Annotated in this window: 17 protein-coding genes and 2 pseudogenes; 3 read left to right on the top strand and 16 right to left on the bottom strand. The window is 62.7% G+C overall.

The annotated features are described in order from the left end of the window. Both L981_RS26060 and L981_RS26055 read right to left on the bottom strand, forming a co-directional pair. Positions 1 to 1,140, bottom strand: a pseudogene (locus L981_RS26060) (hypothetical protein); the annotation flags it as partial. A 126-nt stretch (positions 1,141 to 1,266) separates the two neighbouring features. Then, a complete protein-coding gene (locus L981_RS26055) occupies positions 1,267 to 2,565 on the bottom strand; it encodes an adenylosuccinate synthase (protein WP_043623234.1) in 1,299 nt (432 codons plus the stop codon). Positions 2,566 to 2,769: 204 nt separating this feature from the next. Between L981_RS26055 and L981_RS26050 the strand changes: the two genes are divergently transcribed. Both L981_RS26050 and L981_RS26045 read left to right on the top strand, forming a co-directional pair. Next, positions 2,770 to 3,651, top strand: a complete 882-nt coding sequence (locus tag L981_RS26050) for a DMT family transporter (protein ID WP_043623231.1) — start codon at positions 2,770 to 2,772, stop codon at positions 3,649 to 3,651. Positions 3,652 to 3,777: 126 nt separating this feature from the next. Beyond that, a complete protein-coding gene (locus L981_RS26045) occupies positions 3,778 to 5,592 on the top strand; it encodes a methyl-accepting chemotaxis protein (protein WP_043623228.1) in 1,815 nt (604 codons plus the stop codon). A gap of 44 nt (positions 5,593 to 5,636) precedes the next feature. Here L981_RS26045 and L981_RS26040 read toward each other — a convergent pair whose 3' ends face one another. The 14 genes from L981_RS26040 to tolQ form a co-directional block, all read right to left on the bottom strand. Next, positions 5,637 to 6,143: an N-acetyltransferase gene (locus L981_RS26040; RefSeq protein WP_043623225.1), complete on the bottom strand. Its 507-nt coding sequence runs from the start codon at positions 6,141 to 6,143 to the stop codon at positions 5,637 to 5,639. Between the two features lie 118 nt (positions 6,144 to 6,261). Next, a complete protein-coding gene (gene serA, locus L981_RS26035) occupies positions 6,262 to 7,857 on the bottom strand; it encodes a phosphoglycerate dehydrogenase (protein ID WP_043623223.1) in 1,596 nt (531 codons plus the stop codon). Positions 7,858 to 7,988: 131 nt separating this feature from the next. Then, on the bottom strand, positions 7,989 to 9,167 hold the full coding sequence (locus tag L981_RS26030; protein ID WP_043623220.1) for a phosphoserine transaminase: 1,179 nt from the start codon (positions 9,165 to 9,167) through the stop codon (positions 7,989 to 7,991). A 253-nt stretch (positions 9,168 to 9,420) separates the two neighbouring features. Then, positions 9,421 to 10,254, bottom strand: coding sequence for an outer membrane protein (locus L981_RS26025; protein WP_043623240.1), 834 nt, complete (start codon positions 10,252 to 10,254; stop codon positions 9,421 to 9,423). A 188-nt stretch (positions 10,255 to 10,442) separates the two neighbouring features. Then, complete coding sequence (locus tag L981_RS26020; RefSeq protein WP_043623217.1) at positions 10,443 to 11,267, bottom strand: outer membrane protein; 825 nt, start codon at positions 11,265 to 11,267, stop codon at positions 10,443 to 10,445. 375 nt (positions 11,268 to 11,642) lie between these two features. Beyond that, complete coding sequence (gene glmM / locus L981_RS26015; RefSeq protein WP_043623214.1) at positions 11,643 to 12,995, bottom strand: phosphoglucosamine mutase; 1,353 nt, start codon at positions 12,993 to 12,995, stop codon at positions 11,643 to 11,645. 315 nt (positions 12,996 to 13,310) lie between these two features. Beyond that, complete coding sequence (gene ftsH / locus L981_RS26010) at positions 13,311 to 15,254, bottom strand: ATP-dependent zinc metalloprotease FtsH (protein ID WP_043623211.1); 1,944 nt, start codon at positions 15,252 to 15,254, stop codon at positions 13,311 to 13,313. A 100-nt stretch (positions 15,255 to 15,354) separates the two neighbouring features. Continuing rightward, positions 15,355 to 16,695 carry a tRNA lysidine(34) synthetase TilS gene (tilS, locus tag L981_RS26005; protein WP_043623208.1) on the bottom strand — a complete coding sequence of 447 codons (1,341 nt, stop codon included), beginning with the start codon at positions 16,693 to 16,695 and terminating at the stop codon, positions 15,355 to 15,357. Then, the gene (ybgF, locus tag L981_RS26000; protein WP_043623205.1) at positions 16,685 to 17,713 is read right to left on the bottom strand and encodes a tol-pal system protein YbgF; all 1,029 of its coding nucleotides are present in this window, start codon (positions 17,711 to 17,713) and stop codon (positions 16,685 to 16,687) included. Before ybgF ends, tilS begins: the two co-directional genes overlap by 11 nt. Positions 17,714 to 17,976: 263 nt before the next feature. Then, entirely contained in the window at positions 17,977 to 18,510 is a 534-nt protein-coding gene (gene pal, locus L981_RS25995) for a peptidoglycan-associated lipoprotein Pal (RefSeq protein WP_034806256.1), read from the bottom strand. A gap of 297 nt (positions 18,511 to 18,807) precedes the next feature. Further along, positions 18,808 to 20,094 carry a Tol-Pal system beta propeller repeat protein TolB gene (tolB, locus tag L981_RS25990; RefSeq protein WP_245281720.1) on the bottom strand — a complete coding sequence of 429 codons (1,287 nt, stop codon included), beginning with the start codon at positions 20,092 to 20,094 and terminating at the stop codon, positions 18,808 to 18,810. A gap of 106 nt (positions 20,095 to 20,200) precedes the next feature. Next, positions 20,201 to 21,280 carry a hypothetical protein gene (locus tag L981_RS25985; RefSeq protein WP_043623199.1) on the bottom strand — a complete coding sequence of 360 codons (1,080 nt, stop codon included), beginning with the start codon at positions 21,278 to 21,280 and terminating at the stop codon, positions 20,201 to 20,203. A gap of 9 nt (positions 21,281 to 21,289) precedes the next feature. Then, a complete protein-coding gene (tolR, locus tag L981_RS25980) occupies positions 21,290 to 21,742 on the bottom strand; it encodes a protein TolR (RefSeq protein WP_034806246.1) in 453 nt (150 codons plus the stop codon). Positions 21,743 to 21,769: 27 nt separating this feature from the next. Then, entirely contained in the window at positions 21,770 to 22,492 is a 723-nt protein-coding gene (gene tolQ / locus L981_RS25975; RefSeq protein ID WP_034806243.1) for a protein TolQ, read from the bottom strand. Positions 22,493 to 23,038: 546 nt separating this feature from the next. Between tolQ and ligD the strand changes: the two are divergent. Further along, positions 23,039 to 23,929: pseudogene (gene ligD, locus L981_RS25970) on the top strand (non-homologous end-joining DNA ligase); the annotation flags it as partial. Between the last annotated feature and the right edge of the window lie 73 nt (positions 23,930 to 24,002).

Raw genomic sequence — 24,002 nt, 5'->3', positions numbered from 1 at the left:
CGGCTCGCGCGCTGCCGCCGTGGCTCCGGCTCCCGCCGCAGCAGCGTTGGCCGCGTCCTCGAAGCCGAGCAGATCGTCAATGTGATCCCAAGCGGTACCGGCGCGTTCCTGCTGGTTCTGCGCCGCCGGTGCGGCAGCCGCCTGAACAGGCTTTTCGACCGGCCACGACCAGTCGCTGATCTCCGGTTCGGAAGTCTTCTCGGCCCGCCGCTCTTCGATCGGCGCAAAGGGGTCATTGTCGTCGAACGACCAGCCGCGCACGGGGTCCGCCTTGGGCGTCACCTCAGGGGCCTGCTGCTCCGGCTCAGCGACCGGATGCATCCCCAAAAGCTCGGGCGCGGTGTCCGGGTCGTGGGTCTCGGTGGCGCGCTCTTCGCCGATGTGTTCGGTGACCGGCGCGACGGTCGAGGTCGGACCAACAGTCTCCCATTCGGGCAGGTCCCACTCGGAGAGGGCCGGCTTCTGCTCAGGACTTGCAGCCGGCGCTTCGTCCCAGGTCGGCTCGTGCGCGGCATGGTGCTGCGTCTCGACCTCCGGGGGAGGCACCGGTGTTTCCTGCGCTTCTGTCACCGGCTCCGAATATTCGGGCGCTTCATAGGCCTGCACGTCTTCGTGCGGCTGAACGACGACGGGAGTTTCGTCCACCGGCGGCGCAACCGCTTCGGCAGGCTCAACGACCGGTTCGTATTCTACCGGCTCGACCGGAGTTTCCTCGACCGGCTCGGCCTCCGGCTCGACCACATGCGTCGGCGCCTCATAGGCCTCGACAGGATGGTAGGGCTCGGCGGCGATTTCCGGTTCCGCTGCGGGCTGCTCGACCGCATCATCGGCAACGGCCAACGGCTCGCTTTCGACAACCTGTACAGGCTGAGCTTCCGGTTCCGGTTCCGGTTCCGGTTCCGGTTCCGGAACGTGCTCTACTGCTGGCTCCGAGGCAACCGGTTCGACGGTCTCCGCCTCGGCAACCTCGGGCTCGTCGAGCGCCGGCAAGGCCTCGGCGTGTTCGCTGTCGACCTCGGCAATCGCATTTTCGAGTTTCGCCAGCTGGCGATTGATCATGTCGTCCGACGGACGCGGGTTCATGTTTTCGAGTTGGCGGCGCACGGCCGCGCGCGCCTTCTCGTATACCCTGTCCCGCATTTCAGGTGTGTTTTCCGACAGGCCGTCAACGGTCCTGCGAATAACTGCAACAAAATCCGCCATTAGTACTTTCTCATACGCCCAGGTATGTCTTTGCGATCACGACGCAATGTCAGTTCGCCGACACTAGTCCTCAAAGGGGTCCGTCACAAGTATTGTGTCGTCCCGCTCCGGGCTGGTCGAAAGAAGAGCAACCGGTGCACCGATCAGTTCTTCCACCTGGCGGACATACTTGATCGCTTGCGCCGGAAGATCTGCCCAGCTGCGTGCGCCAACCGTCGATTCTTTCCATCCTTCAAGCGTAACATACACTGGCTTTGCCGAAGCTTGCTGCGCCTGGCTTGCAGGCAGATGGTCGATCTGCTGCCCGTCCAGAGTATAGCCGATGCAGATCTTCAGTTCGTCGAGGCCATCGAGAACGTCAAGCTTGGTGAGCGCGATGCCGGTGATGCCGTTGGCGGCAACCGACTGGCGTACCAGGGCTGCATCGAACCAGCCGCAGCGGCGCTTGCGGCCCGTCACCGTGCCGAACTCATGGCCCTTTTCGCCGAGGAACTGGCCGATTTCGTCGGTAAGTTCGGTCGGGAACGGACCTTCGCCGACGCGTGTCGTATAGGCCTTGGTGATGCCGAGGATGTAGCCGAGCGAGCCCGGGCCCATGCCCGAACCGGCGGCAGCCTGGCCGGCGACCGTGTTCGACGAGGTGACGAACGGATAGGTGCCGTGGTCGATGTCGAGCAGCGTGCCCTGAGCGCCTTCGAACAGGATGCGCGCGCCCTTGCGGCGGGCCTTGTCGAGCAGCACCCATACGGTGTCCATGAACGGCAGCACCTTGTCGGCGACCGACGAAAGTTCCTGCATGATCGCGTCATGGCTGATCTCGGCTTCACCGAGGCCGCGGCGCAGCGCGTTGTGGTGCGTCAGCAGGCGGTCTACCTTGGCCGGCAGCGTGTCGAGGTCGGCAAGGTCCATGACGCGGATGGCACGACGGCCGACCTTGTCTTCATAGGCCGGGCCGATGCCGCGGCGCGTCGTGCCGATCTTGGTGCCGCTGTTGGAGGCGGCGTCTTCGCGGATGCCGTCAAGCTCGCGGTGCAGCGACAGGATCAGCGTGGCATTGTCGGCGATACGCAGGTTGTCCGGCGTGATCGCAATGCCCTGCTTGCCGAGCTTGTCGATTTCGGCGATCAGCGCGTGCGGATCGATGACGACGCCGTTGCCGATGACGGCAAGCTTGCCGGGACGCACGACGCCGGAGGGCAGGAGCGACAGCTTGTAGCTGACGCCGTCGATCACCAGGGTATGGCCGGCATTGTGACCGCCCTGAAAGCGCACGACGATATCCGCGCGCTCGGAGAGCCAATCCACAATCTTGCCTTTGCCTTCGTCACCCCATTGGGAGCCGACCACTACGACATTCGTCATAATTCTCTTCCTGTTCAGGCGCGCAACCGAGGCTGCGCTGTTCTCAAACCCGCGCATCTATACTGTGTTGTCATCTGGAAAGCGACCCCGTTATGTCGGGCGTTCCGCCCTTTTTGCATGACAAGGCCGGGATTTAGAGCCTATATCTTCCGCTCTCCCGCCATCGCGACAACCGGTCGCCATCCCCATGCAGGTCTGAGCATCGTGAATTCCAGGGCCTACTTCTATCTCTGCATCACCGCGCTCTTCTGGGGCGGCAACTCCGTCGCCGGCAAGATGGCCGTTGGCCATGTGAGCCCGATGATGCTGACGACCCTGCGCTGGGTCTTTGCACTCATCGTCATCCTGGTGCTGATGACGCCGCAGATCCGGCGCGACTGGGACAAGATCCGCAAGCACTGGCTGCAGCTTCTCGCCTACGGCGTGGTCGGCTTCACGACCTTCAATGCCCTGCTCTACTCGGCGCTTAAATATACGAGCGCCATCAATGCCGTCATTCTCCAGGCCGGCATCCCGATGCTGATCTTCCTCTTCAACTTCGTGCTGTTTCGAACGAAGGCGTCGATCGCCCAGGTGATCGGCTTTACCGTCACCCTCGTCGGCGTTCTGGTGACGGCGGCCCATGGCGACGTCACCAGCCTGCTGTCGCTCGAATTCAACTTCGGCGATGCGCTGATGATCGCGGCCTGCGTCGTCTATGCCGGTTACACAGTGGCGCTGCGCTACAAGCCGACGATGCACTGGCAGAGCTTCATTGCAGCCCCCGCCTTCGGCGCGCTCTTGAGCGCCATCCCGCTGTTGTTCTGGGAGATCGGCACGGGCACCGCGATCGCGCCCGATACCACCGGCTGGATCATCGTGCTCTATGCCGCGATCTTCCCATCGCTGATGTCGCAGGTGCTTTATGTCCGCGGTGTCGAGATGATCGGCGCCAACCGCGCCGGCCTGTTCATCAACGCCATTCCCGTTTTCGGCACGCTGCTGTCGGTGATGCTGATCGGCGAGACCTTTCACCTCTTCCACCTTGTCGCGCTACTCCTGGTGCTCGGAGGGATCGCGATCGCCGAAAAGGGTCGCCCGCGCTAGCCGGAGCCTCGCGCCTGCCGGGTAAGTTTCTGGCGATGCAATCGCTAGAACTCGGGAGGTGACTTAAGGCTTGATTAGCAGATGGGTGTTTCTGTCGCCCCCAGGATTTTCCTTGGGGCTAAGGCAGTGAAAAACATTAGAATTTCGACACGTATCTACTTATTGACGGCGATGGCGCTGGTCTTCATGGCGGCCGCCATGGCCTATAAGACTCAAGTTGCCAACGCGGAAGTCAGCGACGAACGCCGGCAGATGCTGCGCAACGTCACCGAAGCGGCGATCTCGACGATCGCAAGCTTCGAGGAACAGGAGCGCAGTGGCACGCTCTCGCGTGAGGAGGCCCAGAGCCGCGCCATTTCCGCGGTCATGGCCATGCGCTTCGGCCAGGACGGCTACTTCTTCATCAACGGCTTCGACGGCATGATGATCGCTCATCCGCTCGCCAAGAAGCTCGTCGGCACCGACGTGCGCGGCCTCAAGGATACCAACGGCAAGGCCTTCAACGTCGAACTCATCGCGTTGGCACAGAACCCGGGCAACGGCATCGTCAACTACTACTGGGACAAGCCCGGCCACGAGGAGCCGGTCGAGAAGTACTCCTATATCCAGGGCTTCAAGCCCTGGGGCTGGGGTGTCGGCACCGGCGTCTACGCCGACGATCTCGCCGCCAAATACAATGCGTCGCTGCTGATGACGATCATCACCACGGCGATCGCCGCGATCGCGACGCTTGCCGCCGCCATGGCGATCGGCCGCTCGATCAGCCGGCCGATCAACCGGCTGAAGGACGTGATGCTCGAAGTGTCGAACAATGACACCCGTTCGGAAGTCCCCGATACCGACCGCCGCGACGAGATCGGCCACATGGCCGACGCGCTTGTCGTGCTGCGCGCCTCGGTGATCGAACGCAATGCTCTCGAGGTTCGCCAACGCGAACAGCAGGTGGCGCTCGACGGTGAGCGCAGCGCCAACGAGGAAATGCAGCAGGCGACCGCCCGCGCGCAGGCCCATGTCGTCAGCACCATCGGCGGTGCGCTCGAGCGGCTGGCGAGCGGCGACCTCACCACCCACGTGCCGGATCTTGGCGCCGATTACGAAAAGCTGCGCCAGGACTTCAACACCGCCGTCGCCGCACTTCGCTCGACGGTCAGCGCAATCGCCGATTCCACCTCTGTTGTCACCGGCAATGCAAATGAGATCAGCCGTGCAGCCAACGACCTGTCGCAGCGTACCGAGCAGCAGGCAGCGTCGCTCGAAGAAACCGCAGCCGCGCTCGACGAAATCACCTCGGCGGTGCAGAACTCCACCAACCGTGCCGAGGAGGCGACCCGCATGGTCGCCGAGGCTCGCAAGGGTGCGGCCACCTCGAGCGAGGTCGTTCGCGACGCCATCACTGCCATGGGCCGTATCGAGAACTCGTCTTCGAAGATCGGCGAAATCATCGGCGTGATCGACGACATCGCCTTCCAGACAAACCTTCTGGCGCTGAACGCCGGCGTCGAAGCGGCGCGCGCGGGGGATGCCGGCAAGGGCTTTGCCGTCGTCGCGCAGGAAGTGCGGGAATTGGCGCAGCGCTCGGCAACGGCCGCCAAGGAGATCAAGGGCCTGATCACCGCGTCGGGCGTCGAGGTTTCGGCCGGCGTGCGCCTGGTCGAAGCGACCGGCTCGGCGCTCGGTGACATCGAGCGGCGGGTGAACGAGATCAACGACCGCATCGTCGCGATTGCGACGGCAGCGCGCGAACAGTCGGTCGGGCTGCGGGAGATCAACACCGCCGTCAACCAGATGGACCAGATGACCCAGCAGAATGCCGCCATGGTCGAGCAGACCTCGGCCGCAAGCCAGACGCTCGCCGGCGAAAGCAACGTACTTTCCGGCCGGCTTGCCCAGTTCACAGTCGAGGAAAAGGTATGGCGGCCCGCGGCGCAGCGGGCGGCCTAATCCAGCACAAAACGAAAATGGCGCCGATCGGCGCCATTTTCATTTTAGACAAGGTGCCGCTCCATGTAGAGCGCGTCGTCACCATAACTTGAAAGCTTCTGTGCCAGCCGTTCGTCCATGCGGACCTCGAAGCCCTGTCTTTCCCAGAAGCCGCGGGATCCGTTGACGGATACGAGCGACATCGACCGGAACCCTTCCGTGCGAGCGACATCCGCCAGCATCGGCAACACGCCGCCCCCTGCCCCGGAGCCCCGCATTTCCGGCAGGAGCGCGAGGTCATGGATGTACCAGGTATCGGCGGTCTCAGGGATTTCGCCAAGCATGCTGTTCAGCGACGGCGGCGCACCGCGAAGCCATGGGTGGCTCAGCACATAACCGCGCGACAGACCTTTCGCATCCAGCATGAAACAACCGGCAGGGCTGAGCGCGATGCGGTCGGCGAGAACGGCGTCATCCTCGGGAAAGGCCTGGTGAACCACGAGCTGGATCTCCGATACGGAGGCGAGGTCGGGCAGGCTTGCCTCGCGCCAGCGGAATGTCATTTCGGTCATTTCTCGTCACATGTGTTCGAAACAGGAAAACGCACCGGCGGTCGGCCGGTGCGTCCTCGATATGTCCCGTGAGTGGGTCGGCAAAGTGGCAGACGGTGCTGCCACTTGCGGGCTGGCGTCAGTCGATGTTGAAGACCAGCGGCTTTGCCTGGCGAATTGCCGGATTGGCACGCAGCTTGTCAAGCACAACCTCGGAAACCGCGCCATCGACGTAGAGCAGCGCGATCGCGTCACCGGCTTCCTTCTCGCGGCCGAGCTGGAAGTTGGCGATGTTGACGCCGGCATCACCGAGCGTCATGCCAATGAAACCGATCATGCCGGGAACGTCGGTGTTGGTGATGTAGACCATGTGGCTGCCGACATCCGCATCGAGGTTGATGCCCTTGATCTGGATGAAGCGCGGCTTGCCGTCCGAGAACACCGTGCCGGCAACCGAACGCGTCTGGTTTTCCGTCTTCACCGTCAGCTTGATGTAGCCGTCGAAGACACCGGTCTTGTCGCGCTTGACCTCGGACAGGATGATACCCTTCTCCTTGATCATGACCGGCGCCGAAACCATGTTGACGTCGGCGACCTGCGGCCGGATCAGACCGGCAAGCACGGCACTCGTCAGCGCCTTGGTGTTCATACCGGCGGTCGAGCCGTCATAAAGGATCTCGATTTCCTTGATCGCGCTTTCGGTCACCTGGCCGACGAAGGCGCCGAGAACGTCGGCAAGCCGGATGAACGGCTTCAGGATCGGCGCTTCCTCAGCGGTGATCGACGGCATGTTGATGGCGTTGGAAACGGCACCCTTGACCAGGTAGTCCGACATCTGCTCAGCCACCTGCAGCGCGACGTTCTCCTGGGCTTCCGTGGTCGAAGCGCCGAGATGCGGCGTGCAGACGACGTTCGGCAGGCCGAAGAGCGGGCTTTCGGTCGCGGGCTCGACCTCGAAGACGTCGAAGCCGGCACCGGCGACATGGCCCGACTTGATGGCTTCGGCAAGCGCCTTCTCGTCGACGAGACCGCCGCGAGCGCAGTTGACGATGCGCACACCCGGCTTGGCCTTGGCAAGCGCTTCGGCGCTCAGGATATTGCGGGTCTTGTCGGTCAGCGGCACGTGCAGGGTGATGAAGTCGGCCTGGGCGAGCAGTTCGTCGAGCTCGACCTTGGTAACGCCCATTTCCTCGGCGCGCTCCTTGGAGAGGAACGGGTCGTAGGCGAGAACGTGCATCTTGAGGCCGATGGCGCGCGAGCAGACGATGGAGCCGATGTTGCCGGCGCCGATGACGCCGAGCGTCTTGCCGGTGATTTCGACACCCATGAAGCGGGACTTTTCCCACTTGCCGGCCTGCGTCGAGGTATCGGCGGCCGGAAGCTGGCGGGCAACGGCAAAGAGCAGCGCAATCGCATGTTCGGCGGTCGTGATCGAGTTGCCGAAGGGCGTGTTCATCACGATGATACCGCGGCGCGAGGCGGCCGGGATGTCGACATTGTCGACGCCGATGCCGGCGCGGCCGATGACCTTGAGGTTGGTCGCAGCTGCGATCAGCTTTTCGGTCGCCTTGGTGGCCGAGCGGATGGCGAGGCCGTCGTAGTTACCGATGATTTCGGCAAGCTTGTCCTTATCCTTGCCGAGCTTCGGCTGGAAATCGACTTCGACGCCGCGATCGCGAAAAATCTGGACGGCGGTTTCCGACAGTTCGTCGGATACGAGAACGCGAGGTGCCATGAGAGGCCTCCTTAAAGATCGGGTCTGAATGGGAATGCGGTTAGCCAGGCCTCGCCCCCATCGGGAGCGAAGCGGATCACTCAAATCAGTGTGAGATGCGGGCGAAGTTCATTGTCCTCACCCTTGTCTGATCAGGCCGCGGCCTGCGCCAGCGTTGCCTTCTGGGTCTCGAAAGCCCAGGTCAGCCACGGCATCAGCGCCTTCATGTCGGCGGTCTCGATCGTGGCGCCGGCCCAGATGCGAAGACCTGACGGCGCATCGCGGTAGTGCCCGATGTCGAAGGCAACGCCTTCCTTTTCGAGAAGCGCAACCACGCCCTTGGCAAAGGCTGCCTGTCCGTCGGCGTCGAGCGCGAGCACGTCCTTGTCGACGATCTTCAGGCAGACCGAGGTGTTGGAGCGGGTCTCGTCCTTGACCGCCAGGTTGGCGATCCAGTCATTGGCGGCAACAAAGTCGAAAATCGCCTGCGCATTGGCATCGGCACGCGCCATCAGGCCCTTGAGCCCGCCGACCTGCTGCGCCCAGACGAGCGCATCGATGTAATCTTCGACGCAGAGCATCGACGGAGTATTGATGGTTTCACCGGTGAAGATGCCTTCGATCAGCTTGCCGCCGGAGGTCATGCGGAAGATCTTCGGCAGTGGCCAGGCCGGAACGTATGTCAGCAGGCGTTCGACGGCGCGCGGCGACAGGATGATGACGCCATGGGCGCCCTCGCCGCCCAGAACCTTCTGCCAGGAGAAGGTGACGACGTCGAGCTTGGCGAAATCGAGGTTCTGCGCGAAGGCGGCCGAGGTCGCGTCGCAGATCGTCAGGCCCTTGCGGTCTGCCGGGATGAAGTCGCCGTTAGGCACGCGCACACCCGAGGTCGTACCGTTCCAGGTGAAGACCACGTCGCGGTCGAAATCGACCTTGGAAAGATCGGGAAGTTCGCCGTAGGCGGCTTCGAACTTGCGAACGTCGGCGAGCTTCAGCTGCTTGACCACGTCGGTCACCCAGCCGGCGCCAAAGCTTTCCCAAGCGACCATGTCGACGCCGCGCGGACCGAGCAGCGACCAGAGCGCCATTTCGACGGCGCCGGTATCGGAAGCGGGCACGATACCGATGCGGTAATCGGCCGGCACTTCAAGAATGTCACGGGTAAGATCGATGGCCTGCTTCAGCTTCGTCTTGCCGATCTTGGCGCGGTGCGAACGACCGAGCGGAGCATCGGAGAGAGCGTCGAGCGTCCAACCGGGGCGCTTCGAGCAAGGGCCAGAAGAGAAATGGGTATTGTTCGGACGGAGGTCCGGCTGTGCAGGCTTTGCCATGTGCTATCCTTCCAGATAGATAGCCCTTCGTTGGGGAAGGGTGTCCCGCCGTCGTCGATATTGAGGGCGGGACCGGAAGTCAAGCGCTTTGTCGCAATCGACAAAATTTATGGCGTCGCGGGCAACATATGAAAAGGCAGGCCGCCACCGCAGATCGATTGTTGCCGGAGGCTGCCTTCATGTGGGCAACAGGCTGAAAGACCTGAGGTCAAGAACGCGGCAAACCTGCCCGATCTTTCCGAGGCCGATGGCGTTAGAACGAGAAGCGCAGGCCCGCCCGGATTTCGTGACGCGAAAGACCATCGTCAAAGCCCTTGTCGCCCCGCGCGCCGGCAAGCGCCTCAGTGCCAAAGCCGAACATCTCGCCATCGGCGATATGGGAGTAGCGGTAGCCGACATCGAGCTTCAGCTGATCACTGAGATCGTAGGAAACGCCGGCCATCAGGGCATAAGTAAACCGCCAGCTATCGCGCCCCTCGTAGGAGGTGGAGCCGGCGGCACCAGCGCAGGCGCCGCCACCGGCAACGCAGGTCCCCCGCTCGACTGCCGTATCCCAATTGAGACGCGTTGCGCCGAGGCCGGCGCCAACATAGGGGGTGAAGCCCGCGAGCGTGCCGAAATCGACATAGGCGTTCGCCATCAGGCCAAGAGCGGAATAGTCAGCCCCGGTTGAAAATGCGCAGGACGTTCCCGCCCCCTGCCCCGCGCAAGGGGCGGTCGACGATGACGAACCGTTGAACCGGCCCTCGAAATACTCCGCCGTCAGGTCGGCACGGAACGTGTCGGTAAACTGGTAGCCGACGCCAAGCGACCCGGAGAACGGCTTGTCGAAACGGGCGTTGTCGAAAGTGGTGCTGTCGTATGTCGACGTGCCTGCATCGAAGGTTCGGTAATAGGGATCGCCCTCGCTACGCCAGGGCGCATAACCGATATCGCCGCGCAGATAGATCGCGCTGGCGCCAGCCGCTTCTTTTTCGATGGTGATCTCCGGCGCATTCAGGAGCTCCTCATCGGCGGCGAATGCCGCGCCGGAAAGGAGCAGGCCGGCACCAAAAGCGGCCCCGCAGAACCCGTTTCGCCAATCCATGCCCATGCCCTTTCACCACTGCTATCGGTGCGGGATGGCGCACTGCCGTCACCGCTTCGTTCAGCGTTAACTATTGGCAGCGACTGGTTAACCCCCGGTTAACCATGCCCGTTAGCAAACCAGCAAAGATTGGCGGCAACGAAAAAGGCCACCCGAAGGTGGCCTTTTGTATCATCTGGTCTGGTCGATCACTTGTAGACGATCGGCTCCGGCTCGTAGGGCACTTCGCAGACACTGCCGAACGAGTAGCGCAGACCGGCGCGTGCCTCATGGATGTAGAAGCCCTTGTCGAAGCCCGGGCCGCCACCATTGGCGTAGCCGAACATGTCGCCATCGTCGACCTGGCGGAAGCGGTAGCCAACGTCGGCCTTGAGGTTGCAGGTGAGGTCGATGGCCGTACCGGCCATCAGCGCATAGGTGAAGCGCCACTTGCTCTCGCCGTCATGACCTGTCGTCGGGTCGCATCGGCTGGGATCGGCGATGCTGCAGCTGGTATTGCGCAGTTTGTCCCACTTGACGTGGGTGGCACCGATACCGGCACCGACATAAGGCGTGAAGGCGCCGTAGGTGCCGATGTCGACATAGGCGTTGGCCATCAGGCTCCAGGCAGAAACCGAGGTGACGTCGCGCGACCGGCACGGACCGACTACGCTGCCGCAGTTGCCGAGTGTCGAGCCGGCGAAGTCGGCGCTGCCCCAGTAATCGGCGGTAACGTCGGCACGCAGGTAGTTGTTGAACTGGTAACCGACGCCGACGCCGGCGACCCAGGAATCATCGATATCGGCCGTTTCGAAATTGGTGATGGAGCCGCCGGGGCCTCCCTGGTAGTAGTTCGCGCCGCGCAGATCGTTCCAGGCGTAACCGACGTCACCGCGCAGGTACCAACCGCTGGTCTGGATGACCTCGACCGGCTGTTCCGGCACCGGCTCCATTGGCGGTTGATAGACATCTGCAGCGTAAGCTGCCGTGCCGCTGAGCAATATAGCAACAACGCCACTCAAAATTCTCTTCATGGCCCACTCCAATACATTTCGTTGCTTGGCTCACCATGAAACCGGTGCCCAAATCCCGTTGTTGGTTATGGATAATGAGGAGCAAAGGTTAAGTTCCGATTAACTACAATCGTTTACCGAGTTTGTTAAACATCGGATCTATTCTTGTAGTTGTCATGCGACGTTACTGTCGGCAACCGAGCTTCCGTAAGGCACACCTAAATAATTTGGCAGGACAAAGCGCTAAGGGTGCGCATGGTTGGAAGCACATGCTCGGCAAGCGACGCGCCCGCGCGGGAAAAAGTCTCCGACGCGGCGCATGGCTGACTCACCATCCGCACAAAAAAGAGGCCGGTGCAACGCACCGGCCCTGGAGGGAAACCAAAGGTCTGACGTTTAAGCCGCGTTGCGCACGCTGCCGATGACGTTGACCAGTTCGTCGACGATGCGCTCGACCTGGCCGCGATCGTCGCCTTCCGCCATCACGCGGATCAGCGGCTCGGTGCCGGACGGGCGGATCAGCAGACGACCGGATTTCGCAAGCTCCGCCTCAGCGTCCGCAATCGCCTGGCGCACGGTCGCGTCTTCGAGCGGCTTACCGGCGGAAACACGCACGTTCTTCAGCACCTGCGGCACCGGCTCGAAGCGGTGGCAGACCTCGCTCACGGTCTTGCCCTGGCGCTTGATCACCGCAAGGATCTGCAAGGCCGCAACAAGGCCATCGCCCGTCGTGCCGAAATCCGAAAGCACGATGTGGCCCGACTGTTCGCCGCCGACATTCAGTCCGTCCTGGCGCATCTGTTCGACCACATAGCGGTCGCCGACCTTGGTGCGGCGCAGGTCGATGCCGCGCCCCTTGAGGTAACGTTCAAGACCGAGGTTCGACATCACGGTGGCAGCAACAGCGCCACCGCGCAGCATGCCGTCCTCGGCCCAGCTGTCGGCAATGACGGCCATCAGCTGGTCGCCATCAATGACGGTGCCGTTCTCGTCGACGATCAGCACGCGGTCGGCGTCGCCGTCGAGCGCAATGCCGATATCGGCGCGCACTTCATGGACCTTCTTGGAAAGAGCAGCCGGATGCGTCGAGCCGCAGTCGAGGTTGATGTTGAGACCGTTCGGCTCGGTGCCGATGCTGACGACCTCGGCGCCCAGTTCCCAAAGAGCGGTCGGAGCCACCTTGTAGGCCGCGCCATTGGCGCAATCGATGGCGATCCTCAGACCCTGAAGCGTGACGTCGCGCGGCAGCGTGCGCTTTGCGTGTTCCAGGTAGCGATAGATGTCACCATCGACGCGCTTCGCCCGGCCTATGTCTTCGGACTTTGCCAGCTGTCCAGAGAGGTCCTGATCGAGCAACGCTTCGATCTTCTGTTCGATATCGTCGGAGAGTTTGTAGCCATCAGGGCCGAAAAGCTTGATGCCGTTGTCCTGGAAGGGATTGTGGGACGCCGAGATCATCACGCCGATATCGGCGCGAAGCGACCGGGTGAGCATGGCCACGCCCGGCGTCGGGATCGGCCCGAGCAGGAAGACGTCGAGACCGGCGGCGGTGAAGCCCGCCACCATCGCGTTTTCGAGCATGTAGCCGGAAAGACGCGTGTCCTTGCCGATCACCACCCGGTGGCGATGGGCGCCATTGCGAAAGATCGTACCGACGGCGATGCCGACCCGCATCGCCAGATCCGGCGTCATCGGAAACATGTTGGACTGGCCGCGAATACCGTCGGTGCCGAAATACTTGCGCTTCATAAGAGCTCCATCGTTCTGCCGGGTCAGCGCTGGCTTTGCCAGCTTCGCCTGTCTGCGGGGTGCGCGACTGGGTTTCATTGACCGGACCTCATTTCATATCGGCGGTTGCCGTACGCCTCGGATCGTCATGCCCACTCATGGACATGCGATCGCAACACATGAGTCTTCTTTGACACAAAAGCGCAGCAAACGGCAGCGAGCCTAGCATCAGAAATCATTACATCCCGTTACCAAATGCCAGGTACAAAATCGCCAACGAAAAACCGCCGCTCCACTCAAGGAACGGCGGCTTCAATACATGGCGACAGGTGTCGGTTATTGCGGCTGCGGCTCAAACCCGCCTTCGGACTCTTCGCCCTTGTTGCCCGTCGAACCTTCCTTCTTGGCACCGGCCGAGGGAACGGCCGAGCCACGATGCGGCGGCGTGTCGTCACCAAGGTCGCGTGCCGGCTTTTCGCCACGGATCAGCGCCTTGATTTCTTCGCCGGTCAGCGTTTCGTATTCGAGCAGGCCTTCGGCAAGCGCCACGAACTCGTGGTTCTTTTCCGTCAGGATCTTGCGGGCGGTCTCGTAGGCCTCATCGATCAGACGACGGATTTCGTTGTCGATCTTCTGGGCGGTCGCTTCCGACACGTTCTTCTGCTGGGCAACGGAGTGACCGAGGAAGACTTCCTGCTGGTTCTCGCCATAGGAAACCTGGCCGAGCTGGTCGGAGAAGCCCCATTGCGTCACCATCGCACGGGCAAGCTTGGTGGCCTGCTCGATATCCGACGATGCGCCAGAGGTGATGTTCTCCTTGCCGAAGGTCAGTTCTTCGGCGACGCGTCCACCCATCATGATGGCAAGACGCGAGACCATCCACTTGTAGCTCATCGAGTAGCGGTCGCCTTCCGGCAGCTGCATGACCATGCCGAGTGCGCGACCGCGCGGGATGATCGTCGCCTTGTGCAGCGGATCGGCCGAGGGAACGTTGAGCGCGAGGATCGCGTGACCGGCTTCGTGATAGGCGGTCAGCTTCTTCTCGGCCTCGGTCATCGCCGACGAACGACGCTCCGCGCCCATCATGATCTTGTCCTTGGCATCCTCGAACTCGAGCATGGTGACAAGACGCTTGTTGCGACGGGCGGCCATCAAGGCAGCCTCGTTGACGAGGTTCATGAGGTCGGCACCGGAGAAGCCGGGCGTACCACGTGCGAGCACCTTGAGGTCGACATTCGGCGCCAGCGGCACGTTGCGTACATGCACCTTGAGGATGCGTTCGCGGCCGTTGATATCCGGGTTCGGCACGACGACCTGGCGGTCGAAGCGGCCCGGACGCAGCAGCGCCGGGTCGAGAACGTCAGGACGGTTGGTCGCAGCGATCAGGATGATGCCTTCATTGGCTTCGAAGCCGTCCATCTCGACTAGCAGCTGGTTGAGCGTCTGTTCACGCTCGTCGTTGCCACCGCCGAGGCCGGCGCCACGATGGCGACCGACGGCGTCGATTTCGTCGATGAAGATGATGCAGGGTGCATTCTTCTTGGCCTGCTCGAACATGTCGCGCACACGGCTGGCGCCAACGCCGACGAACATTTCGACGAAGTCCGAACCGGAGATCGTGAAGAACGGCACGTTGGCTTCGCCGGCAACCGAGCGGGCCAGCAGCGTCTTACCGGTACCGGGAGGACCGACGAGCAGCACGCCGCGCGGAATGCGACCGCCGAGCCGCTGGAACTTCTGCGGGTCGCGCAGGAATTCGACGATTTCTTCCAGGTCCTGCTTGGCTTCGTCGACGCCGGCGACGTCGTCAAAGGTGACGCGTCCGTGCGCTTCGGTCAGCAGCTTCGCCTTGGACTTGCCAAAGCCCATGGCGCCACGCGAACCGCCCTGCATCTGGCGCATGAAGAACAGCCAGACGCCAAGGATCAGAAGCATCGGAAGCAGGGTACCGATATAGCTGAGGAACCCGGACGAACCGTCGGTTTCCGGGCGAACCGTGACCGTCACGTCCTTGGCTTCAAGGCGCTCGGTGAGCGCCGTATCGACTGAAGGCGCGTAGGTCTGGAAGGTTGCGCCGCTTTCGGAATAGCTGCCGATCACTTTCGAGCCGGTGATCACGACTTCCTTGACGCGGCTCGCATCCACGTCTTTCAGGAACTGCGAGAACGGAATCTCGCGCGAGCCGGTGCGCTCCGTCGGCTGTTGGAACATGCTGAACAGTGCGATCAGCAGAAGCGCTATGATTGCCCAAAGGGCAAGATTACGAAAATTAGGGTTCATCGAACTCCCCGGAACCTGTCACGACCCGCGCATTTCGCGAGCCGCTGTCTTGCTCCCTAACATAGGGTTCTGGTGACGCATTGCCAAGGCAAACCGCCGGCTACCGTTCCATTTCTGTCAACAGATCGTGAACCGGCGGCGGAGGATAAGGCCCTCGCCCGAACAATCCGGCGATCCGATCGGCCATGATCCGGTCGAAACCCGGCAAAAAGGTGTCGTAGAGCCCGATCCGCGGCTCGATTGTGACGGATGCGACACTTTCGCCGTTCCCAGACAGGACCTTCGGCGCCGCAAGCGATGCACGGCCAGCAACGCCCGGTGGCAGGCCTGCGGCAATAAGTCTCTGCTGTTGTGGCCCGCCCCTGCCTTCTGCGGCGACGGAGATGGGCGTGCTTGTGCCGTTGTACACATGGAAGCGGCCGTCCCATGTTGCCGCCTTACCGCCCGCAAGCGTCAAGGTCGCCAGGCCCCGCGCCTCGCGATAGAGGTAGAGTCCGCTTGCGCGCAGGTCGAACACGCATCGTCCGGCCGTCATCCTGCCGGGCGTTGCCTCCTGCAGAAACACCGCTACCCGCTTCACCGTGTCGGCTGCGGGGATATGCGCGCGGCCGCCGACGACGGCCACCAGCGCGAGCAGCGCCCGCTGCCAATCGACGTCATCGCGATGGTTGGCGAGAGCAAGCGGGATCTCCACCACCAGGCCCGCATGCACGCGCACCTGGCGGGTGAGGAAGCCGGCAGCCCTTGCCGACGACCGGGCCCTGGCTCCAGCATCCCATGCCCCCTCCTCCGCCCGCGGCGATTGCGCCAGTTCGGTCCGGACGCGGACCCGCTCGAAAGTCGGATTGGCGTTGCTCGGGTCATCGAACCAAGTCACGCCGCGCGTCGCAAGAAAGGCGCGGATCGACGCCCGATCAAGACTAAGGAACGGCCGCAGCACCCAGACCCGGCGGTCGTAAAGGGTGGCGCTCGCCATGCCGGAAGCACCCGGCCCTTGCGCCCTTTCCGTCCGCATCAGGATCGTTTCGCACTGGTCGTCGCTGGTGTGGCCGGTGACGATGCAGCCGGCCTCAAACCGCTCGGCAGCATCCGCCAGCAACCGGTAGCGCGCCTCGCGCGCTGCCGCCTGAATGCCGGTCGGCGGCTTCGCGCCATCCCAACGCTTGATGAGGTGCGGAACGCCGATGCTTGCGCAGAACGCAGCAACACCGCGCGCTTCCTCGGCCGATTCCGGCCGCAGCGCGTGGTCGACCGTACATGCGGCCAGGGAAAATCTCTTGGGTTCGGCTGCCTCGATCGCCTCGTTCAGGGCGAGAAGCAAGCCCTTGGAATCGCTCCCACCGGACACGGCGACGAGGATGCGCGTTGGGCGAAGAAAGGAGGCAAGAAATCGTTTTGCCGTTTCGACAACGGCTGTCGGCGCGGGAGCCTCAGCAGCCAAAGCGGCTCTGCTCGCTCGTCACCTTCGCCTTCACCGCAGGCGAGGCCTTGGGATAGCGCTTGTTGACCTCGCCCAGCGTCGCGCAGGCGGTTTCCTTGTTGTCGAGCGCGCCGAGCGACATGCCGAGCTTCAGAAGCATTTCGGGCGCCTTCGGCGATTTGCCGTGGGCCTGATGCGCGTTCAGGAAAGTCTTTGCGGCGTCGCTGTATTTGCCTTGCGAATATTGGGCTTCGCCCAGCCAGAAGCTGGCATCGGCTGCCTTGTCGCCCTTCGGAAAGGCGGCCAGGTAATCGCCGAATTCCTGTTCGGCGGTGCTGTAGTCGCCCGAAAGCACATGACCGTAGGCCGACTGGTAGAGGTCGCCTGGATTGTCGAGAGACGCGGTCTGCTGGCTACCGGGATTGCTGTTCAGGCCGCCATCGGCGGGTGCGCCGGAATCAACGCCGGGAAGCGTGGCGTTTGCGCCAGGCCGCCCATCGGTCGTCGCTGCGACCGGATTGCCGTTCTCGTCGAAGACGATCTGCCCGAGTGTCGACGGCGGAGCCGCACCATTGCCGCCCTGGCCTGCTCCGGGCGAAACGCCGGAAGACGCCATGTCGTTGCCGCCGGCGCCCGGCGCCATGGTCTGGCTATCCGTCACCCCCGGGGTGACGGACGCCTGATCGCTGGTTTTCGGCGTCTGCAGAGCGCCGCTCTTCTTGGGGGAGGCCTTGCCGCTTTCCAGATCCTGGAAGCGGAACTCGTTGTCCTCCTGGAACTTCCGGATCTGCTCCTGCATCTGCAAGAGCTGGAAGCTCATTTCCTCGATACGCCCGTTGAGCGAGCGGATCTGTTCTTCGAGCTGGCCAATCCGTGCGGTTTCGGCCGACTGCACCTTCACGACGGGCAGGTTCTGCACGCCGCTGTTGGTCTCAGCCGTTCGGGCCAGCAGCCCTGAAAGAGGCATGGCGTTCGCCGTCTGGCCGAGACCCGCAAGGGTCGCAAGACCGATCAGGCCCGCCACGACAAATTTCTTCATTTCATTTGTCCTGTTCGAATACCGGTTGTCCCACCCTTGACCAGGGGCCCGCAATACATCTCGCCGAGTCATCTGGGTGATTGCCGCACAGTTTTCCAATTGCCCTGAAAAAGCAACGGAGTTCGGCCAAAGTGTGGTAAAAAAGCAAAGGGCGGCCGAGGGCCGCCCTTTTAATTTAGCGATCTGTGATCTCCGGAACACGCAGCGCCTCCTCGGATCACGTCGTGATTCCGGGCCACGCGATGCGCGCGGCCGCGGCATCATTACATGCCAGCGCCACCGAGAACGGTAACGGCGCGGCGGTTCTGCGACCAGCAGGAAATGTCGTCGCAAACGGCGACCGGCTTTTCCTTGCCGTAGGAGATCGTCTTCATGCGGTTCGACGGAACGCCCTGGCTGATCAGGTAGTCGCGGGTGGAAGCCGCACGGCGGGCGCCGAGCGCCAGGTTGTATTCGCGCGTGCCGCGTTCGTCGGCATGGCCTTCGATGGTGATCGCGTAGTTCGGGTACTTGGCGAGCCACTGGGCCTGACGAGCGAGCGTCTGCTGCGCGTCGGCGCGGATCGAGGTGGAGTCGGTGTCAAAGAAGATGCGGTCGCCGACATTGACGGTGAAGTCCTGCTGCGAGCCCGGCGTTGCCGAACCAGCGCCACCGAGACCGAGTTCGCCAGCACTGCCCGGCAGGTTCTTCTTCGATGCACAGCCAGCCAGGGCAAGCGTCATGACCAGGGCGATCATGACCGGGTTGCGAGCGATGGTCTGCATGCGGCCTGCGGCCGGGGTGTCAATTCGGCTCATACGCCGGTCTCCTTGAGAAGTGTCTGAATTCACGGTTGCCAGACTGTAACCGGAAGCGGTTAATCGCTATTCAACAGTTATGGTTAACAAATCGATAATTTCGGCTCGGGCCCTGCTAGACCAGCACTTTGCGGCGAGAAAGCGGCATCATTGCCACATTTTCCCGCCGCAAATCGGATCAGCCTGCAGCGGGATCAGGAAATAAGGACGCGGCTTTCCGCGGGCCTCCCGCCCTCGAGTGGACGAGAGGCGATCACGGTTATGGCTTTGGATCGCGAGACCCAAAGCCATCGTGAACTACTCGAGCAGCGGCGACCAGGCCGGGTCGGATGCGAAGCCCTGCGTCTGGATCAGTTGCTCGTTGTAACCCGACAGATCGATCGAGTAGAGCTGCGGTCCGCCCGAACCGGCACCCTGACGGAAGAACATCAGGACGCGGCCGTTCGGCGCCCAGGTCGGGCCTTCGTTGTGGAAGCCGGTGGTCAGGATACGTTCACCCGAACCGTCGGTCTTCATCACGCCGATCGAGAACTTGCCGCCCGACTGCTTGGTGAAGGCGATGAGGTCGCCGCGCGGAGACCAGACCGGCGTTGAATAGGAGCCGTCGCCGAAGGAGATGCGGCGCTGGCCGGAGCCGTCGGCACCCATGACGTAGATTTGCTGGCGGCCGCCGCGGTCGCTTTCAAAGGCGATCTGGCTGCCATCCGGCGAATAGGACGGCGCGGTGTCGATCGCCGCGGTGTTGGTGAGGCGCGTCGTGGTGCGCGAGCGCAGGTCCATGGTGTAGATGTTGGCGTTGCCGTCCTGCTGCAGGCTCATGATGACCCGCTGGCCATCCGGCGAGAAGCGCGGCGAGAAGGTCATGCCGGGGAAGTTGCCGACCACCTCGCGCTGTCCGGTCTCCAGCTGCAGCAGGTAGACGCGCGGCTGCTGGTTTTCGAACGACATGTAGGTGACTTCCTGGCGGTTCGGCGAGAAGCGCGGCGTCAGAACGATGTCGTTGGAATTGGTGAGCGCACGGGCGTTGAAGCCGTCCTGGTCCATGATCGCGAGCTGACGCTTGCGTGCCGTCTTCGGGCCGCTTTCGGCGACATAGACGATGCGGGTATCGAAATAGCCCTTTTCACCGGTAACGCTCTGGTAGATCGCGTCGGCGATGATGTGGGCCACGCGGCGCCAGTTTTCCGGCTGGGTGAAGAACTGCTGGCCGGTCATCTGCTTGTTACCGAACGTATCCCACAGGCGGAACTCGGCCTTCAGCCTGCCGTCGCCTTCCTGCGTCACGCGACCGGTGACGAGCGCTTGCGCGTTGATGACCTTCCAGTCTTCGAAACGCGGCGTCGCATCCGGATTGCTGATCTTCTCGATGAAGGCGCCCTTGTTGATCGGCGCGAACAGACCCGAACGCTTCAGGTCGGCTGCGACCACGTCGGAGATCTTCTGGCCGAGTTCGCCCTGGAGGAAGTCGGTAACAGCAATCGGCAGCGGTTCGACGTTGCCCTTGTTGATGTTGATTTCAACTTCAGCGTTCGCCGGCGTCACCGCCGCCACGACGGCGACTAACATGCCCGCGGCCACCATCATGGCGCGGATAAGAGAGACCTTGATCATAGAGACAAGCCTTTCAGCTTCGTACGAAGGGTTTGCAGGGGTGGTTTGCTATCCGGCATGGGTTCCAATCCCGGCAGCTCTAGAGTGCGAATTCCGAGGGGTCGAAGTTCAGCACGAGGGTATTCCATCCTTTTTCGCCCTCATATTTTTCAGGCGGCAGGTTCTGTAGCGGGGCCGAACGGCGGATCGCGCGCAAGGTGCTGCTTTCAACGGCACGGCGCGTACCTTCCGGACCGCCGGTTGCGGTAACCTCGGGCGTGCCGACGATATTGCCGGCCTGGTCGAGCTGCACGCGGACCGTGACGCGGACTTCCTCGACGCCGGTCAGGCCGGGGGTCAGCGACCAGTTGCCCTGGATCTGCCCCTTCACGCCGTCGATTTCGTTGGCGCTCAAGCCCACGCCGATCGTCTTCTTGCCGCCAAGGGCCGCCTCTTGCGTCGAGCGCTTGGCGCCACCGGCGGACGGATCCTGCCGGTTGAGCAGGGCGGCGATCTCGTCGGCGTTGAACTTGCTTTCCTCGGTGGAGGCGGCCTTCTTCTGTTCCTTCGGCGTTGCCTCGTTCTTGCGCTCAGGCGTCTTGGCGCTCTGGGCGGGCTTTTCGACCTTCGGCTTCGCAGCCGGCGTCGGCACCTTCTCGGGCAACGCTTCGGCTTCCGGGTTTTCGGCCGGCTTTTCTTCAGCCGGGGCCGGATCGGGCTTCGTCTCCGGCTTCACTTCCTGCTTGGGTTCCGGCAGGGCCGCAACTTCGGTCGCAGGCTCGGAAGCAGGTTTGGATTCCTCGACCTTCTTGATCTCCTGCTCGACCGGATCGGGCGTCGGCTCGGGCTTCTCGTTCTTTTCCGGAGAGGCCGTGGCTTCGCTCTTCGACGGCTTGGCGTTCGGCGTTGGCGGGGTCTTCAGGTCGGTATCGTTGTCGCCGACATTTTCAGCCGGCTGGTTCGTCTCCGGACGCTTGGTCGGAACCGGCGACGAATGCTCCTTCTTCGGTGCCTTCTTGTCGCCCTGCTGAACCTGCGTCATCTCCGAATAGGGAACGATGTCGACAGGCAAAGCCTCGACGTCGGCGACCTGGAAGTCAGCCGGGCTGCCAAGCGACACCAGCGCCCAGGTCAAGACCATGGCGTGGAGGACAGCAGATGTAGCGAGACTGCCCTTCATCGTGGACGATCACTTTTCCTGTTCTTGCAGCGTGACGAGGCCGAGGTTCTTGAACCCGGCGGCAGAGATGCGGGCCATGACCTTCATGACCGTGCCGTAGTCGGCATTGGTGTCGCCGCGCACATAGATGCGCTCGTTGTAGCCGGTAGTGGCAATCGCCTCGAGCTTCGGCACGACTTCATCGATGGCGATCGCGGTTTCCTGCAGGTAGATCTCGCCGGCCGGGTTGACCGAGACGGTGATCGGCTGCGTATCGGAATTCAGCGCCTTTGCCTGCGTTTCCGGCAGATCGATCGGCACGCCGACCGTCATCATCGGTGCGGCCACCATGAAGATGATCAGGAGCACGAGCATGACGTCGACGAACGGCGTCACGTTGATCTCGCTCATCATGGCTTTCTTGCCGCCGCGGCGACGACGTCCGCCACCCGAACCTTTGGCTCCGCCAACCGACATACCCATCAGCGTGGTCTCCGTACTCTCTGGCGATTACTGCGCGGCCTGGCGCGGGTTCTGGAGCTTCTCGTCGATCTGCCGCGACAGGATGGCGGAGAACTCGTCGGCGAAAGCTTCCATGCGTGCCGACAGCTTGCCGGCGTCGGCCGAGAACTTGTTGTAGGCGATAACCGCGGGGATAGCGGCGAGAAGGCCGATCGCGGTGGCGAGCAGCGCTTCGGCAATACCGGGCGCCACGACCGCAAGGTTGGTCGACTTAGAACCGGCGATCGCCTGGAACGAGGTCATGATACCGACGACCGTACCGAAGAGACCGATGAACGGCGCTGCCGAACCGATGGTCGCGAGCGAGCCGAGGCGGGCCTCCAGCGATTCCGATTCCCGGGCGAGCGTCACGTCCATGGCGCGGTCGATACGCATCTGCAGGCCGATCGGCGAGCGGGCGCCGCGCTCGAAGCTCTTCTTCCATTCGCGCATGGCGGACACGAAGATCGCGCCCATGCCGGCCGTCTGGCGGTCGGCGAGCGTGCGGTAGAGTTCTTCCAGCGACTGGCCGGACCAGAACACCTGCTCGAAGCTGTCGAGCTGGCGACGGACGCGCCCGTAGTTGAGCGTCTTGTCGACGACGATCGCCCAGGTCCAGACGGAGGCTGCGACCAGCCCCAGCATGACCAGCTTCACGACGAAGCCCGCTTGCATGAATAGCGACCAAAGGCTCACATCGTGTGTTGCCGCGGCCAATCCAACCTGTTCCATCGTCTTCAGTCCCCGAATCCAAACACCCGGCAAGAGCGGTTCATGCTCGTGACCGGGTAGCCCAAACGTCCTGTTTGCAAGAGTGCCCGGCACCGCCGCAGATCGCACCATCGCGACCTTAATTAGCTTTAGGTTGCCTTCTCTCCGTCAATTTTGGTCAAAGGATGACGTGCACTGCACAAATCCTGATGCGATGATTAAGACACCATTATGGTTAAGAGACCGTTACCGTTGTGTGTCTTTACAGCGTCACCTTCGGGGCGGAACTTACCCGCTACCGCCACGTTTCTTGACCACGACCCGATCCTCGACCGGACGTTGCGACAAGTTGCCATTCTCGCGATATCCTGACCTTGAAGACATCGGGTATGTCGATCTCCAGACAGGCCAGGGGCCGTGGACCATCCAATCGCGCTGCGGGTGATGAGAATGACCGAAACGGAAGACACCGCCACCAATCGGAACAAGGGCAAGCCGGCCCACGCGACATCGGAGGGTTCTGGAGCGACACCCGCGAAGTCTCGTCCGGCCACCCCTGAAGAGACGGTTGCCGGCATAACGATCACGCATCCCGAACGGCTGCTGTTTGACGGCGGCATCAGCAAACTGGATCTTGCCCGCTATTACGCAGTGGTCGCCGATCGCATGCTGCCCTACGCCGCCAGACACCTGCTGTCGCTCGTGCGCGCGCCGCAGGGGCTGAAGGGACCGCGCTTCTACCAGAAGCATGCCGGGGATGGTTTTCCCGAAGAGATCAAGGAAATGGCGATCACCGAAAGTTCCGGCGAAACCGAAAACTACATGTACGTGCACGATGCCGCCGGCCTGGTCGCCGCGGTGCAGATGGGATCGCTCGAATTCCACATCTGGGGTTCGCGGGTCGATGCGCTTGAAACACCGGACCGGCTGGTCTTCGACCTCGACCCGGACGAGGGCCTTGATTTCGGCATGGTCGAGACCGCAGCGACGGCGCTTCGCGATGCGCTCTCCGCCATCGGATTGGCATCAATGCCGATGGTTACCGGCGGCAAGGGCGTGCACGTGATCGTGCCCCTGGCAGAGCACGCCACCTGGGCGCAGGCCAAGGCCTTTGCCAAGACCTTTGCGCAAGGCTTTGCCGATCGCGAACCGGACAAGTTCATCGCCACCATGTCGAAGGAAAAACGGAAAGGGCGGATCTTCATCGACTGGCTGCGGAACGAGCGCGGCTCGACGGCGATCGCCCCCTACTCGACCCGCGCACGGGCCGGTTGCCCGGTCGCCACGCCCGTCAGTTGGGAGGAGCTTGCCGGTCTTGACGCCGCCAATAGCTTCCGCATGGCCGACAGTCTCGAACGGATCGAACGCGGCACAGATCCCTGGCGGGACTTCGCGAAGGCGAAGCAATCCTTGACCGACGAGATGCTGAAGAAGCTCGGCGTGGAAGCGGCGGAGTAGGCCCGCGCGCGTGCCGGGCGCCCCACACTAGGGTCCGGACTCAATTGCACCAGTAGGTGAAGGTGGCAGCGAT

The organism is Ensifer sp. ZNC0028 (assembly GCF_000799055.1).
Classification (GTDB): Bacteria; Pseudomonadota; Alphaproteobacteria; order Rhizobiales; family Rhizobiaceae; genus Ensifer.
The sequence above is the reverse complement of the archived record's forward strand: the minus strand, read 5'-3'. Positions and strand labels throughout refer to the sequence as shown.